Origin of the sequence: Sphingomonas sp. Leaf32, assembly GCF_001421765.1 — a bacterium.
Taxonomy (GTDB): Bacteria; Pseudomonadota; Alphaproteobacteria; order Sphingomonadales; family Sphingomonadaceae; genus Sphingomonas.
This window is the reverse complement of the sequence record NZ_LMLA01000009.1, coordinates 237746-253014: the sequence shown is the minus strand read 5'-3', so window position 1 is coordinate 253014 and position 15269 is coordinate 237746. Positions and strand designations below refer to the sequence as shown.

12 protein-coding genes are annotated in these 15269 nt (G+C 68.1%); 9 read left to right on the top strand and 3 right to left on the bottom strand.

What is annotated here, in order from left to right; all coding sequences use genetic code 11:
* Positions 1–26 precede the first annotated feature (26 nt).
* The 5 genes from gcvT to ASE83_RS13245 all read left to right on the top strand — a co-directional run bounded on the left by gcvT (position 27) and on the right by ASE83_RS13245 (position 5266).
* Positions 27–1229: a glycine cleavage system aminomethyltransferase GcvT gene (gene gcvT, locus ASE83_RS13265; protein ID WP_082443340.1), complete on the top strand. Its 1203-nt coding sequence runs from the start codon at positions 27–29 to the stop codon at positions 1227–1229.
* 15 nt (positions 1230–1244) lie between these two features.
* Complete coding sequence (gene gcvH / locus ASE83_RS13260) at positions 1245–1616, top strand: glycine cleavage system protein GcvH (RefSeq protein WP_055790851.1); 372 nt, start codon at positions 1245–1247, stop codon at positions 1614–1616.
* A 162-nt stretch (positions 1617–1778) separates the two neighbouring features.
* Complete coding sequence (gcvPA, locus tag ASE83_RS13255; protein WP_055790849.1) at positions 1779–3137, top strand: aminomethyl-transferring glycine dehydrogenase subunit GcvPA; 1359 nt, start codon at positions 1779–1781, stop codon at positions 3135–3137.
* The gene (gene gcvPB, locus ASE83_RS13250) at positions 3134–4708 is read left to right on the top strand and encodes an aminomethyl-transferring glycine dehydrogenase subunit GcvPB (protein WP_055790846.1); all 1575 of its coding nucleotides are present in this window, start codon (positions 3134–3136) and stop codon (positions 4706–4708) included. Before gcvPA ends, gcvPB begins: the two co-directional genes overlap by 4 nt.
* Positions 4709–4753: 45 nt before the next feature.
* Positions 4754–5266: a CcdC protein domain-containing protein gene (locus tag ASE83_RS13245; protein ID WP_055790843.1), complete on the top strand. Its 513-nt coding sequence runs from the start codon at positions 4754–4756 to the stop codon at positions 5264–5266.
* 40 nt (positions 5267–5306) lie between these two features.
* On the opposite strand, the gene ASE83_RS13240 is transcribed toward ASE83_RS13245, so the two are convergent.
* Together ASE83_RS13240 and ASE83_RS13235 are read right to left on the bottom strand one after the other, a co-directional pair.
* Entirely contained in the window at positions 5307–6338 is a 1032-nt protein-coding gene (locus ASE83_RS13240; protein ID WP_055790840.1) for an acyltransferase family protein, read from the bottom strand.
* 25 nt (positions 6339–6363) lie between these two features.
* Positions 6364–7260 carry a DMT family transporter gene (locus ASE83_RS13235; protein WP_055790837.1) on the bottom strand — a complete coding sequence of 299 codons (897 nt, stop codon included), beginning with the start codon at positions 7258–7260 and terminating at the stop codon, positions 6364–6366.
* A 474-nt stretch (positions 7261–7734) separates the two neighbouring features.
* On the opposite strand from ASE83_RS13235, the gene ASE83_RS13230 reads away from it, so the two are divergent.
* Positions 7735–9267: an aminoacyl--tRNA ligase-related protein gene (locus ASE83_RS13230; protein WP_055790834.1), complete on the top strand. Its 1533-nt coding sequence runs from the start codon at positions 7735–7737 to the stop codon at positions 9265–9267.
* A gap of 206 nt (positions 9268–9473) precedes the next feature.
* Here ASE83_RS13230 and ASE83_RS13225 read toward each other — a convergent pair whose 3' ends face one another.
* Positions 9474–9929: a DUF3597 domain-containing protein gene (locus ASE83_RS13225; protein ID WP_055790831.1), complete on the bottom strand. Its 456-nt coding sequence runs from the start codon at positions 9927–9929 to the stop codon at positions 9474–9476.
* A 109-nt stretch (positions 9930–10038) separates the two neighbouring features.
* On the opposite strand from ASE83_RS13225, the gene ASE83_RS13220 reads away from it, so the two are divergent.
* The 3 genes from ASE83_RS13220 to ASE83_RS13210 all read left to right on the top strand — a co-directional run bounded on the left by ASE83_RS13220 (position 10039) and on the right by ASE83_RS13210 (position 15133).
* Entirely contained in the window at positions 10039–12273 is a 2235-nt protein-coding gene (locus tag ASE83_RS13220) for a ribonuclease R family protein (RefSeq protein ID WP_055790829.1), read from the top strand.
* A complete protein-coding gene (locus tag ASE83_RS13215) occupies positions 12270–13796 on the top strand; it encodes a DUF389 domain-containing protein (RefSeq protein WP_055790826.1) in 1527 nt (508 codons plus the stop codon). The genes ASE83_RS13220 and ASE83_RS13215 overlap by 4 nt, the downstream gene beginning before the upstream one ends.
* A gap of 68 nt (positions 13797–13864) precedes the next feature.
* The gene (locus ASE83_RS13210) at positions 13865–15133 is read left to right on the top strand and encodes a methyl-accepting chemotaxis protein (protein WP_156353109.1); all 1269 of its coding nucleotides are present in this window, start codon (positions 13865–13867) and stop codon (positions 15131–15133) included.
* Positions 15134–15269: the final 136 nt, after the last annotated feature.

The following is a 15269-nucleotide window of genomic DNA, read 5'->3' as shown; positions in this document are numbered from 1 at the left end:
TGCCCCTATCACGAAGGACGTGGCCCATGAGCGACATTGCCCCCGAACCCGCCCACGAACTGCGCGCCGACGGCACCGATCCGGTCGAGGAACTGCCGCCGCAGGCCCTCCCGCTCGACGCGTGGCACCGCGCGAGGGGCGGGCGTATGGTCCCGTTCGCGGGCTATACGATGCCGGTCCAGTATGAAGGCATCATGGCGGAGCATCTGTGGACGCGTGAGAGCGCCGGGCTGTTCGACGTCAGCCATATGGGCCAGTTGCTGATCCACGGACCCGATGCCACCGCCGCGCTGGAGGCGTTGCTGCCGGGCGACCTGCGCATCCTGAAGCCCGCCAAGATCCGCTATTCGCTGCTGCTGGACGACAATGGCGGTATCCTCGACGACCTGATGGTCACGCGGCTGGATGCGGCGGAGCCGGGCATTCCGTTCCCGATGGATGCTGCCGAGGGCGACGACGCCTTCTACACGGTCGTCAACGGTGCGACCAAGTACGACGATATCGGCCACCTGCGCGAGCATCTCGCCGATGAGATCACGCTGAACCACCTCGACGACCGCGCGCTGCTGGCGGTGCAGGGGCCGAAGGCGGTCGATGCGCTGGACCGCATCCTGCCGGGTGTCGCCGCGTTGACGTTCATGACGGCTGGGCCGTTCGACTGGCAGGGTCATGGCCTGTGGGTCAGCCGTTCGGGCTATACCGGTGAGGACGGCTATGAGATTTCGCTGCCCGAGGATGCCGCCACTGCCTTTGCCGACGCGATCTGCGCCGAACCGGAGGTAAAGCCGATCGGTCTGGGCGCGCGCGACTCGCTGCGCCTCGAAGCCGGGTTGCCGCTCTACGGCCATGACCTTTCGCCCGACACGACGCCGGTCGCCGCCGATCTGGGCTTCGCGCTGTCGAAGCGTCGCCGTGAAGAGGGCGGCTTCCCCGGTGCCGAGCGCATCCTCGCCGAACGCGCCGCCGGTCCCGCGCTCAAGCGCATCGGCGTGATCGTCGAGGGTCGCCAGCCGGTGCGCGAGGGTGCCGAGGTGATCGATGCGGACGGAACCGTCGTCGGCCACGTCACCTCGGGCGGGTTCGCGCCCAGCGTCCAGGCGCCGATCGCCATGGCCTATTGCCCGCCGGCGCTGGCGGAAAGCGGGGCGATCACCCTGCGCCAGCGCGGCAAGCTGCACACGGCGCGGGTCGTCCCGATGCCGTTCGTCCCCCATCGTTACGTCCGTTAAGAGGGAGTTGCCCCGATGAGCCGTTTTTTCACGCAGGAACATGAGTGGATCGAAGTCGACGGTGAAGTCGCGACGGTCGGCATCACCGAATATGCCGCCGGGCAGCTGGGCGACATCGTGTTCGTCGACGTCCCCGCCGACGGCCGCGAACTGACCAAGGGCGACGATGCCGCCGTGGTCGAATCGGTGAAGGCCGCGTCCGACGTCTACACTCCGGCATCGGGCATCGTGATCGAGGGCAATCCCGCGTTGACCGACAACCCGGCGCTGGTGAACGAGGACCCGGAAGGTGATGGCTGGTTCTTCAAGCTGACGCTGCGCGATGACAGTGAGCTGGGCGAGCTGATGGATGAAGAGAAATACGCCGCCTACGTTGCGCGGCTGTAAGCGAACCGTCTGTCCCCCGGCCTCCCGTCATCCCGGCGGAGGCCGGGATCCATGGTCACGGGCCGGCGCGTTCTGAATCGATGACGCCCGTATCCGTGGATTCCGGCTTGGCGCCGGAATGACGAATGAGGCCGCTCCCCCGGCGGACCAACAAGGACCATCATGCGCTATCTTCCCCTGACCCCGACCGACCGCGCGGACATGCTGTCCGTGATCGGTGCTGACAGCATCGATGACCTGTTCGTCGACGTTCCCGAATCCGCCCGGCTCGACGGGCCGGTGCCCGGCCTGCCGAACCATGCCAGCGAGCTGGCGGTCGAACGGCATTTGTCGGCGCTGGCGGCGAAGAATGTCGCGGCCGGGTCGGTGCCGTTCTTCCTCGGCTGCGGCGCGTATCGTCACCATGTGCCCGCCAGCGTCGATCACCTGATCCAGCGCGGCGAGTATCTGACGGCCTACACGCCCTATCAGCCCGAAATCGCGCAGGGCACGTTGCAGATGCTGTTCGAGTTCCAGAGCCAGGTCGCCCGGCTGCTGGGCTGCGACGTGGCGAATGCGTCGATGTACGACGGCTCGACCGCCTGCTGGGAAGCGGTGACGATGGCGCGTCGTGTCACGCGCAAGGCCAAGGCGGTGTTTTCGGGCGGGGTGCATCCGCACTATGTCTCGGTCGCGAAGACCATGGCGAAATATACCGGCGACGTGCTGGCGACGGCGCTGCCGGTGCTGGACGCCGCCACCGACGACGACGCGGTGATCGCGGGAATCGACGCCGACACCTCGTGCGTGGTCGTACAGTATCCCGACATTCTCGGCCGCATTCCCGACCTGCGGCGGATCGCCGATGCCGCGCACGCCGCCAAGGCGTTGCTGATCGCGGTGGTGACCGAGCCGGTCGCGCTGGGCGCGATCGAGGCGCCGGGCAATCTGGGCGCCGACATCGTGGTCGGCGAAGGCCAGTCGCTGGGCGTCGGGCTGCAATTCGGCGGTCCCTATGTCGGGCTGTTCGCCTGTTCGGAAAAGCTGGTGCGGCAGATGCCGGGCCGGCTGTGCGGCGAGACGGTCGATGCCGAGGGCAAGCGCGGCTTCGTGCTGACGCTGTCGACCCGCGAACAGCATATCCGCCGCGAAAAGGCGACGTCGAACATTTGCACCAATTCGGGGCTGTGCGCGCTCGCCTTCTCGATCCACCTGACGCTGCTCGGCGAAAAGGGGTTGAGGCAACTGGCTGAGGTCAATCACGCCAAGGCATGTGCCGCCGCCGACCGGCTGGCGCAGGTGCCGGGCGTCGAGCTGGTCAACGACAGCTTCTTCAATGAATTCACCCTGAAGCTGCCGGTCGAGGCGCGGCCGGTCGTGCGCGAACTGGCCGATCGCGGCGTGCTGGCGGGCGTGTCGCTCGGCCGGCTGTATCCGGGCGAGGATGCGCTGGCCAACGGGCTGGTCGTGGCGGTCACCGAAACCGTGACCGAGGAAGATATCGAGGCGCTGGCGACGGCGCTGACGGAGATACTGGCATGAGCGTGAACCAGAGCGGCTGGCGTCCAGAAATGGGCGAGGCTTCGACGCAGCAGCAGGCGACCTTCACCGGCAATCGCGCGCTGATGCTGGAAGAGGCGCTGATCTTCGAAATCGGATCGAACGAGACCACCGGCGTCGACATCGACGAAGCGCCGAAGATTGCCTCGCGCCTCGGCGGCCATGCCCGCAAGGGCGCGATCGGCCTGCCCGGCCTGTCGGAGCCGGAGGCGGTCCGCCACTATACCCGCCTGTCGCGGCAGAATTATGCCATCGACCTCGGCCTGTTCCCGCTGGGATCGTGCACGATGAAGCATAATCCGCGCCTCAACGAGCGGATGGCGCGACTGCCCGGCTTTGCCGACCTCCATCCGCTGGGGCCGATCGACACGGTGCAGGGCGCGCTGGAGGTGATCCATCAGCTTGCGCACTGGCTGGTCACGCTGACCAACATGGATTCGGTCGCGATGTCGCCGAAGGCCGGCGCGCATGGCGAGCTGTGCGGCATCCTCGCGATCAAGGCGGCGCTGGAGAAGCGCGGCGAGGGCCATCGCAAGACGATCCTGGTGCCGGAATCGGCGCACGGCACCAACCCGGCGACGGCGGCGTTCGCGGGCTTCACCGTGAAGGCCATTCCCGCCACCGCCGAGGGGCGGATCGATACGCAGGCGCTGAAGGACCGGCTGGGTCCCGACGTCGCGGGCGTGATGATTACGAACCCGAACACCTGCGGGCTGTTCGAGCGCGACCTGAAGGAAATCTCCGACGCGGTGCACGCGGCGGGTGGCTACGTCTATTGCGACGGCGCGAACTTCAACGCGATCGTCGGCCGGGTGCGGCCGGGTGACCTGGGCGTCGATGCGATGCACATCAACCTGCACAAGACCTTCTCGACGCCCCACGGCGGCGGCGGTCCGGGGTCGGGTCCGGTGGTGTTTTCCAAGGCGCTGACCCCCTTCGCACCGCTGCCGTTCGTTGAGAAGCAGGACGGCCGGTTCGTGCTGGTCGAAGAGGAAACGGCGGGCGAGCATCACGCCGACAGCTTCGGCCGGATGGTCGCGTTCCACGGCCAGATGGGCATGTTCACCCGCGCGCTGAGCTACATCCTCAGCCACGGCGCCGACGGGTTGAAGCAGGTCGCGGAAGATGCGGTGCTCAACGCCAATTATGTCTTGCGCAGCCTGGACGACACGCTCGACGCGCCGTTCGGCAAGAGCGGGCCGTGTATGCACGAGGCATTGTTCAGCGATGCCAACCTGGCGGAAGGCTTCTCGACGCTCGACGTGGCGAAGGGCCTGATCGACGAGGGCTATCACCCGATGACGGTGTATTTCCCGCTGGTCGTCCACGGTGCGATGCTGGTCGAACCGACCGAGACGGAGAGCAAGGCGGCGCTCGACCAGTTCATCGGCGCGCTGAAGTCGGTCGGTGAACGCGCCAAGGCCGGCGATCAGGCGCTGAAGTCCGCGCCGCACTTCGCGCCGCGCCGCCGCCTCGACGAGACGCTGGCGGCGCGCAAGCCGGTGCTGGCGTGGAAGGAAAGCGTTGCGCCGGTGGCGGAAGCCGCCGAATAACGGCTCCCGCCCCGTCCGATCGGCGGGCGGGGCGGGGGATTTTCGATGAACGGACAAACGGGCTGGCTGCCGACGTTGATGCCGGTCGCCATCGTGGCGCTGGTGGTTGCGATCCGCTGGTGGCGCGGGCAGAAGATGCGCCCGCTGCGGCTGGAGACATTGTGGGTGATGCCCGCGATCCTCACCATCGTCGCCGGCGGCCTGTTCTACAGTTTTCCGCCGTCGGGTTGGGGCTGGATGGTGTGTGCCGTCGCGGCCGGCGCGGGACTGGTGCTCGGTTGGCAGCGCGGGCGGTTGATGCGGATCGAGGTCGATCCGGCGACGCATCGGCTGAACCACCGCCCGTCCCCCGCCGCCTTGCTGTTCATCGTCGCACTGCTGCTGGTCAGGACGGCGCTGAAGCAGGCGATGGCGTATGGCGGCGCGACCTTGCTGAATCTCAACGCAGCGACCGTGACCGACGCGTTCGTCGCGCTTGCCTGGGGCATCGTCGTCGCACAGCGGGTGGAAATGTTCGTCCGCGCCCGCCGGCTGCTGGCGAGCGCCCGGGCGGTCTAGGGCCGGATCGACATTCAGCTACTTCCGGTGTCGATCGCCCCTAGGTCGCGACGGCGACCACGCGGACCGATCCGCGCGGCCGATTGCGCCATGCCTCGCACAGCCGGGCGGTGACCGCCGCCAGCGCCAGCGTCGCCGCCAGCGCAAGGAACGGCGCGACGTTCGCGCTAATTCCGGTCGCCTGTAGCCGAACGATGATGGCATAGCCGATCACGGCATGGAGCAGGTAGAAGGGGTAGGAAACGCCACCGAGCCACAGCAGCGCCGGTCGTGCCAGCCAGCGCATCCGCCCGCTCGCCACCGCGAGGAACAGCAGCGCCAGCCCCCCGGCCAGCACAGCGGCGGCATGGTCGGCGGTCAGCGCGGCGATGGCGACGATGGCGCCGAACAGCGGCACCTGCTCCCGCGTCGATGCCGTGCCGCGCCAGATCGGCCAGGCGATCAGCCCGATCGCGAACCACGCAGCGTGGTCGATCAGCAACAGTTGCTGCACCCACGCGGGAACCGGCAGCAACCAGCAGCCCAGCCGCAGCGCCATCCAGCCAAGGACCAGCCGGTCGATCCGCCGGGTCGCGCCGATCCGACACAGCAGCGCGATCCACGCGTAGAACAGGATTTCGACATTCAACGTCCAATAGACGCCATCGACCATCGGTACGCCGGTCCATGCCTGCAACAGCGGCAGGTTCGCCAGCCAGTCGAGCGGCCCGACCCGCAGCCGCTCCGGTCCCAGCGCCCATGCGACCGCCCCGGTCAGGACCATCGCGGTCCAATATTCGGGCAGCAACCGCCGTCCCCGCGCGCGGGCGAACGCGGCCAGACCGCTCGTCCGCTCCAGCGTCGCCAGCATGGCGAAGCCCGAAATCGCGAAGAACAGCTTCACCCCGGCATCGCCCCACCGCACCTGCCAGTCGGGCAGGGCGGTGCCGGGCAGGACGAAGCCGATGAAATAGCTGTAATGGTAGAGCGCGACCGCCAGCGCCGACAATCCGCGCAAGGCGTCCAGCTCGCGCAGGCGGCGTGGGTGGACGGGGGCGATGCGGTCGGGTTCCACCTGCCGTCTTTCGCCCATGCGCAGTCAAGGCGGCGTTAACGCCTCAATCTTCCTCGACCATCGATCGCACCTTCTGCCGGCCCAGGCGATGTTCGCGCCACACGATGAACAGCCCGCTGGCGATGATGATCGGCGCGCCGACCCAGGTCATCGACGTCGGCAACACCCCGAACAGCAGCCACCCATAGACGGTCGCCCAGATCAGTCCCGAATAGTCCATCGGCACCACCACCGCGACCGGCGCGGCGCGCGATGCGGCGGTCAGCGCGATCTGTCCCATGCCGCCGACCACGCCGACTGCGATCAGGTTCAGCCAGGTCAGCCAGTCGTGCGCGCGGATGTCGAAGGCATAGGCGGTGACGATGAACGGCAGGGTGAGCGTCGAGAACCAGAACACGGTCGTCCCCGCCGGTTCTTCGCGCAACTGGCGCAGCGCGATCGCGACCAGCGCGACGAACAGTGCTGCCATCAGCCCGACGAACGCGCCGAACAGCGGCACGTGCGAACTGCCCGGCTGTGCCACGACCAGCACGCCGACGAACCCGACCAGCACCGCGCTCCACCGTTGCCACCCGGTCCGTTCGCGCAGCACCAGCGCGCCGAGCAGCGTGGCGAAGATCGGCACGGTGAACTGGAACGTCGTCGCCTCCGCCAGCGGCAGCAGCAGCACCGCGCCGAAGGTAAAGACCATGCCGACCAGCCCGATCATCGACCGGGTCAGATGTCCCCTGATCCGCGTCGTACGCAGCGACCGCAGGCCCGGCCCGGCCGCGACGAAGCCCAGCACCACCGGCAGCGCGCAGAGTTGGCGATAGAACATGGTTTCGGGCAGCGACGCCCCGCGGGTCTCGGCCAGCTTCACCAGTGCCGACATGGTGGACAGGAAGAAGATCGCGAGCAGGCGGAGCGCCAACCCCGTGAGAATACGGTCGCCGGGCATGACGGGGCACCTACAGGCTGCGACGCGCCGACGCCACCCCGTGCGCGACACTGCAAAGATTGCGCGGCCCAGGTGGGGAAGAACTGTCAGACATCGCTAACCATGTTGGTGTTGCAGGGCGGCGGACACCCGCCGTCCACGATCGAACGTTGCGACCGTTGCGGATTTCGTCGAACGCGCCTGTAGGTAGAGCGGCAAGGAAAATATCGATATCTCAACAGGATAGATTGAATGGTCGTGAAAGCCGCATGAAACACAAGAACATTCACCATCTGGCGGATGGAGAACTCATTCCCCGCGATCGGATCAGGCGTCGGGCGGGTCCGCCGCGGTTGCGTCCCCGCGCGACAATCCTGTTCTGGATGGCCTTCGCCGTCGTCCCGTGGATGATATTCTTTGCCGTGACGCTGCTCCGCGACTGACCTGCCGATCCCCGCTTGGCGAACCGCCCCGTTTCCCGCTATCGCGCTGGCCATGAAGCACGCTCTCAACGTCACGCGCGAACAGGATTTCGCCGCCTGGTATCAAGCCGTCATCACCGAAGCCGATCTGGCCGAGGAATCCGGGGTGCGCGGGTGCATGGTCATCCGGCCATGGGGCTATGGCATCTGGGAACGCATTCAGCGGCTGCTCGACGACCGGATCAAGGCGACGGGGCATGAGAATTGCTATTTCCCGCTCTTCATCCCGCTCTCCTATTTCGAGAAGGAGGCCGAGCATGTCGACGGCTTCGCCAAGGAGATGGCGGTCGTCACCCACCACCGGCTGGTGGCGGACGGCAAGGGCGGGCTGATCCCCGATCCCGAAGCGAAGCTGGAGGAGCCGCTGGTCGTGCGCCCGACCAGCGAGACGGTGATCGGCACCGCCTTTTCGCGCTGGGTCCAGTCGTGGCGCGACCTGCCGGTGCTCATCAACCAGTGGGCGAATGTCGTCCGCTGGGAAATGCGCACCCGCATGTTCCTGCGCACCGCCGAATTCCTGTGGCAGGAAGGGCATACCGCCCATGCCACCGCGCAAGAGGCGCGGGACGAGACGCTCAAGATGCTCGAAGTCTATCGCGAGTTCGCCGAGACCTGTCTCGGCCTGCACGTGATCGCGGGCGAGAAGCCGGAGAATGAACGCTTCCCCGGCGCGGTCGCGACCTACAGCATCGAAGCGATGATGCAGGACGGCAAGGCGTTGCAGGCGGGCACCTCGCACTTCCTCGGCACCAATTTCGCGCATGCGCAGAATATCCGGTTCCAGAATGCCGAGGGGCAGTTCGAACACGCCAACACGACCAGCTGGGGCGTGTCGACGCGGATGATCGGCGGCGTCATCATGGTCCATGGCGACGATGACGGGCTGCGCGTGCCGCCCGCGATCGCGCCGTGGCAGGTGGTGATCGTGCCGATGCTGCGCGATGCGCCCGAGGACGAACCGCTGATCGCCTATTGCCGCGAGTTGCAGGCGGCGCTGGCGAAGCAGAGCGCGCTGGGCGAACCGGTCCGCGCGCTGCTCGACCTGAAGCCCGCCAAGGCGGCCAACAAGCGCTGGGGCTGGGTCAAGAAGGGCGCGCCGGTCATCATCGAGGTCGGTGGGCGCGACATGGCCGGCGGCAACGTTTCGGTCGTGCGGCGCGACCGGCTGTATCGTGCCGATGGCAAGCTCGACAGCGCGGTGGTCGCTAAGGACGATTTCGTGGGGCAGGTCGGCGATGTGCTGGCGGATGTCCAGGCGACGCTGCTCGCGCAGTCGACCGAGCGGCTGCGGGCGCAGATCGTGCCGGTCGACGACTGGGCCGGCGTCGAGACGCATTTCGCGTCCGGCGTGAAGAACCCCGGCTGGGTCGATGTCCGCTGGTCGAAACCGACCGGCGCGGCGCTGGAAGCCGTGGTGCAGCGGTTGAAGGCACTGAAGCTCACGATCCGCAACGCGCCGCTGGGGCAGGCCGGGTGCGATGACGGCCCGTGCGTGTTTACCGGGGAACCGGCGGTGGAGCGGGTGCTGGTCGGACGGGCCTACTAACCCACGCATCATCCCTGCCGTCACCCCGGACTTGATCCGGGGTCCCGCTTCTTCTCGACCGCTGGAAAGATAGCAGGACTCCTGGTTGAACCCGGGATGACGAAGGTTAAGCGATCGGCACGGTCATCTACTTTGTTACCCGTACCCCGGCGAAGGCCGGGGTACGGGTGCGCCGGGATGTGGTTGGGGCGTAACGGGGCTTCCCCTCAATCCTTCAAATTGCCCGGCACCTGCCCGCCGGCCTTGCCCAGTTCCTGCAACACCGCGCGGTGGAGCCAGATGTTCATCTCCGCGCTGCCGTCGTTCGCACCGGTATAGCCCAGCTCGGTCGCCAGTTCCCTGCGATTGTCGAGGCTGGAATCGAGGTCGAGCAGCTTCATCAGGTCGACGATCGACGTCCGCCAGTTGAGCGGCGGATTGCCCTTTTGCTCAGCGATGCGCTCGATCGCGGTCATCGGGTCGACCGGCTGCGGCTGGGCGGGCGCAGCAGGCGCAGCGGGTGCAGGGGCGGCAGGCGCAGGCGCGGGAGCCTGCTGCGCCGGGGCCGGTGCGGGCGTCGGTTGTGGCGCGGTGGCGTCCTTCTTCTGCCCGAAATAATTGTCGCCGAACGGGCCGCCGTCCTTGCCGAAGATCTGCGTCTTGATGCGTTCGAAAATGCCCATGGTCGTCTCCGTTCGAAAGGGATCGATCGTTCCAACGGGCCGGCCGCCGATCGGGTCCGTCGACGATACGCCATTGGTCTGACGGGCGGGGCACTCTATGTCATGGCCGATGGTACGCACCAAAACGCCGCCCGGCCTGCCCACCCGCGAGCAGATCCTCGATTTTATCCAGACGTCGGAGACTCCGGCAGGCAAGCGCGAGATCGCCCGCGCCTTCGCCTTGTCGGCCCAGCAGAAGATTTCGCTGAAGGCGCTGCTGAAGGACATGGCCGATGAGGGGCTGATCGACAGCGCCCCCGGCCGCGCCTTTCACAAGATGGGCGGCCTGCCCAAGGTGACGGTGCTGCGCGTGGCCGATGTCGATGATGGCGGCAATGTCTGGGCGGTGCCCGAACGCTGGGAGGCGGATACGCCGCCACCGCGCGTCCGGGTGCGCGAACGTGGCCGGCGCAGCGCGCTGGGCATTGGCGACCGCATCCTTGCGCGGACCGAGGAGGCCGGAGCGGGCTGGGCCGCCTATCCGATGAAGAAGCTCGACCGCGCCGCCGAAGCGGTGCTGGGCGTGTTGCGCGCCGAGGGCGACAAATTATGGTTGCAGGGCGTCGACAAGAAGGAACGCCGCGAGGTGCCGGTGTCCGATGCCGGCGGCGCCGCGCCCGGCGATCTGGTGCTGGCCGAGATGGCCGGCCGCCCGCCGCGCATCACCGCGCGGGTCGTCGAACGGCTGGGCGATCCGTTCGAGGCGCGCAGCTTCTCGCTGATCGCGATCCACAAGCACGGCATTCCCGATGTATTTTCGGAAGAAGTGCTGGCCGAAGCGCGCAAGGTCGCCGCCTATCCGGTCGGGGGTCGCGAGGACCTGCGCCACCTGCCGATCGTCGCGATCGACCCGATCGACGCGCGCGACCATGACGATGCGGTCTGGGCGACAGCGGATGACAGCGAGGACAACGCCGGCGGCTGGCAGGCGATCGTCGCCATCGCCGACGTGTCCTTCTATGTCCGCCCCGGCTCCGAACTCGACAAATCGGCGCGTTCGCGCGGCAACAGCGTCTATTTCCCCGATCGGGTGGTGCCGATGCTGCCCGAAATCCTGTCGGCGGACGTCTGCTCGCTGAAAGCCGGGCAGGACCGGGCCGCCCTGGTCTGTCACCTGACCATCGCCAGGGACGGGACGCTGAAGAAATGGCGCTTCACCCGCGCCGTGATCCGCGTGGCGGCGAACATCGCCTATGAACATGCGCAGGCGGCGATCGATGGCGTGGCGGACGCGCCGGTGTCGGCCGAACTGATCGACGGGGCGCTGAAACCGCTCTGGTCGTGCTGGGCGGCGCTGGCGAAGGCGCGGGCAAAGCGCGAGCCGCTCGACCTCGACCTGCCCGAACGGCGGATCGTGCTGGACGACAAGGGCCGCATCCTGTCGGTCGCCCCGCGAGAACGGCTGGATTCGATGCGGCTGATCGAGGATTACATGATCGCCGCCAACGTCGCGGCGGCCAAGGCGCTGGAGGCGAAGAAGGCCCCGGTCATGTACCGCGTCCACGAACCGCCGACGCGCGAAAAGCTGGTGGCGCTGAAAGACTATCTCGAAACCTTCGACGTGCCGTTCGCGCTGGGGCAGGTGATCCGCCCGGCGACCTTCAACCATGTGCTGGAACGCATCGGCGAGGCGGATTTCCGGCCGCAGGTGATGGAGCAGATCCTCCGTACCCAGACGCAGGCATTCTACGGTCCGCAGAATCACGGCCATTTCGGGCTGGGGCTGGGCAGCTACGCCCACTTCACCTCGCCGATCCGCCGCTATGCCGACCTGATCGTCCACCGCTCACTCGTCGGCAGCTATGGTCTGGGCGAAGGCGCGCTGCCCGCCGACGATGCGGCGAACATGGAGCGGGTGGGGGAAGCGATCAGCGGCCTCGAACGGCGCGCGATGGAGGCGGAGCGCGAAACCGTGGACCGCTATGTCGCCGCCTATCTGGCCGAGCATGTCGGCACGGTGATGGACGCACGGATCACCGGCGTCGCCAGCTTCGGCTTCTTCGCGACGGTCGACGGGGTGGGCGGCGACGGCCTCGTCCCCGCGCGCGACCTGGGCACCGAATATTTCCGCTTCGACGAAAGCTCGCAATCGCTGATCGGTGACCAGAGCGGGGAGACTTTTGCGGCGGGGCAACGCCTGCAACTGCGGCTGGCAGAAGCGAACCCGGTATCGGGCGCGCTGCGGTTCGAACTGCCCGATGGCAAGGGATCGGCGGGCAGCGACCGGCGCAAGGGGCCGCCGCAGCGGGTGCTGAAACGACGCGGTCGTCCGGCGAACATCCGCCACAACGGTCGCAAGCGATGAACGTCGCGCTCCGGGACGCAGGCCCACGCCACCGCCGCGGACGGTTCCGTCGCTGGTGGCGGATCAACGTCATCGGATCGGTCGATCACGACGCGGTGTTGCGTCAGGTCGCCGAGGAGTCCGGCTGGTCGCCGCGCTATGGCCTGATGATCGTGCTGTCGATGGCGCTGTCACTGCTGGGGCTGCTGATGCCGTCGGTCGCCGTGCTGATCGGCGCGATGCTGATCTCTCCGCTGATGATGCCGATCATTGGCCTCGGCTTCGGTATCGCGGTGCTCGACGTGGCCGATATTCGCAAGTCGCTGATCGCGCTGGCGATCGGGGCGGGGCTGGCGGTCGGGCTGTCGGCAGTGCTGGTGGCGCTGTCGCCGATCCAGACGATCACGACCGAGATTGCCGGGCGGACCCGCCCGACCCTGTTCGACCTGCTGGTCGCATTCCTGTCGGCGATCGCCGGCGGCTATGCGCTGATCCGGGGGCGGGGGGCGACCGTCGTCGGCGTCGCCATCGCCATCGCGCTGATGCCGCCCTTGTGCGTGGTCGGCTTCGGTATCGCCACGCATAACGCGACCGTAGCCGGCGGAGCGCTGCTGCTGTTCTTCACCAATCTCATCACCATCGCGCTGACGGCGGCGGCGATGGCGCGTATCTATGGCTTCGGCCGGCACCTGACCCCGCGCAACACGACGTTCCAGATCGTGCTGTTCGTCGGCGCGATGCTGGCGCTGGCGGTGCCGCTGGGCGCGGCGCTGCGCCAGATCGCGTTCGAATCGGTGGCGCAGCGACAGGTGCGCAGCGCGATCCTGTCGCGCTTTCCCGACGAGGCGCGGCTCAGCCAGCTCGAGATCACTTATGATCGCAGCGCCGTGCGGGTCCGCGCGGTGGTGCTGACACCGAAGCTGGACCGTCAGGCGGACAGCGTCCTTGCCGCGCAGCTGGGGAAAAGGCTGGGGCGGCGGCTGGACCTGCATGTCGACCAGATCCGCAGTTCGATGGACCAGCAGGCGACCGAGGCGCAGCAGATCGCGAAGGTCAACGAACGCCCCGGCGCGACCTTCGGCCCGGTGCGCGAACGGATCATGGCACAGGTGACGCTGGTTACCGGCGCGGCGGTCGATACGATGCAGGTCGACGATGCCAGCCGCAGCGTGCGCGCGGTTGCGGCGGAACTGCCGGGCCTGCCCCCGCGCGGCTATCGTACGATCGAGGCGCGCGCGCGGGCGGCGGCACCCGGCTGGCAGGTCGATGTCGTGCCGCCCGTCGCGGGCGACGCACCGCCGCAGATCGCCTATCGCGACGGGGTCGCCGACGCCCGCGCGCTGGATGATGTGGCATGGTTGTCGGCGCGGCTTGACCGGGGAGTCGTGGTCGGCGGCGGGACGGCGGCGCAGCGCGGCGCGCTGATCGACGGGATCGGCATGCGGGGTGGCCGGGCAGTCGCCGGAGCGACGACCGGGACATTGGCGCTGGCGTGGCAGCCGGTGGAAAGCGACGGGACGAAGGTCGTTGCGCCAACAAAATGAACACTGTCATCGCCCTGTCACGCCCGGTTAGTCGCTGGTTTACCCTCCGGCCCTAACTCTCGCGCCCGATGGCTCACTACCCTCGCCTCGACCCCGCCGTGATGGCCGATCACCTGACGATCCGGCAGGATGCGACGCTGACGCAGGTCGTCGACCGGTTCCGGCGGCATCATGACCTGCGTCTGCTGGCGGTACTGGACGACCGGCGACAACCGGTCGGCGTGCTGCGGGAGGTCGATGTACGCGACCTGTTGTTCAACCCTTTCGGCCACGCCCTGTTGCGCAATCCCAGCTTCGGCGACGGCATGGCGCAGCTCATCCGCCCGGCCACCGTCACCGATCATGAAACGCCGTTGCCCGATCTGCTGGCGATGCATGGCGACAATGGCGTGGTGCTGGTGCAGCACGGCGTGTTCTTCGCGCTGCTCGATCCGGTGCAACTGTTGCGCATGGCCAGCCGGTGGCACGGCGACGCGTCGGCGCTGGCCCAGGCCCGGTCGCAGCGCGTCCACACCGCCGCCAACGCATTCGAAGCGGGGATCAAGGCGCTGGCGGCCGACATCGGCACCGCCTGCGCAGCGATCGGCGGGGTCGCGGCGGAACTGGACCAGCGGGCCAACGCCACCCATGGCAGCGCCGCATCGGTCGCCGCCGCCGCGCACCAGACGGCGGTCGGCATGGTCGACCTCGAGCAGCGCGGCCGTGCGCTGGCGCTGTCGATCGAACGCATCACCCGTGACGCGGGCGAAGCGCTGCGCCTGCGCGAACAGGCGAGCGCGGCGGTGGAGCGGACCGGTACGCAGGTCCAGTCGCTTTCCGAAGTCGCGACGACGATCGAGGCGATGCTGGCGCTGATCCGGGGTCTTGCCAGGCAGACCAACCTGCTGGCGCTGAACGCCGGGATCGAGGCGGCGCGGGCGGGACCGGCGGGCAGCGGCTTCGCGGTCGTGGCCGGCGAGGTGAAGTCGCTGGCGCGCCAGACCGAAACGGCGGCGGGGGACATCGCCCGCCGGGTCGACGCGGTTCACGCGCTGCTGGGCGATGTCGGCCAGGGACAGCGCGCGGTGCAGAGCGCCATCGCCGCGATCGGGCAGATCACGACGACCATCGGCACGGCGGTCGCCGCCGAACGCGATACGACGCAGGCCATCGCCGAACGGGTCGAAGAAGCACGCGGCGCCGGTGCCGACATCGACGCCCGCGTCGGGGCGATCGCCACGGCGGCGGACGGCATCGGCGACCGGGCGGGAATGCTCGCGCGGCTGGTCGACGGGCTGTCGACGCTCAGCCGGCAATTGCAAGGGCGGGCGAGCGAACTGGTGTCGGCGGTGGCGTGAGGGGGGGGCTCCTCCAGTCCACCCCGTTTGCTTCGAGCCTGTCGAGAACCGAAGTCGAGAAGGGTTGCCCCAAACGACCAAGTTCTCGACAGACCCTTCTCGACAAGCTCGAAGCTGCTCGAACCGAACGGGCAAG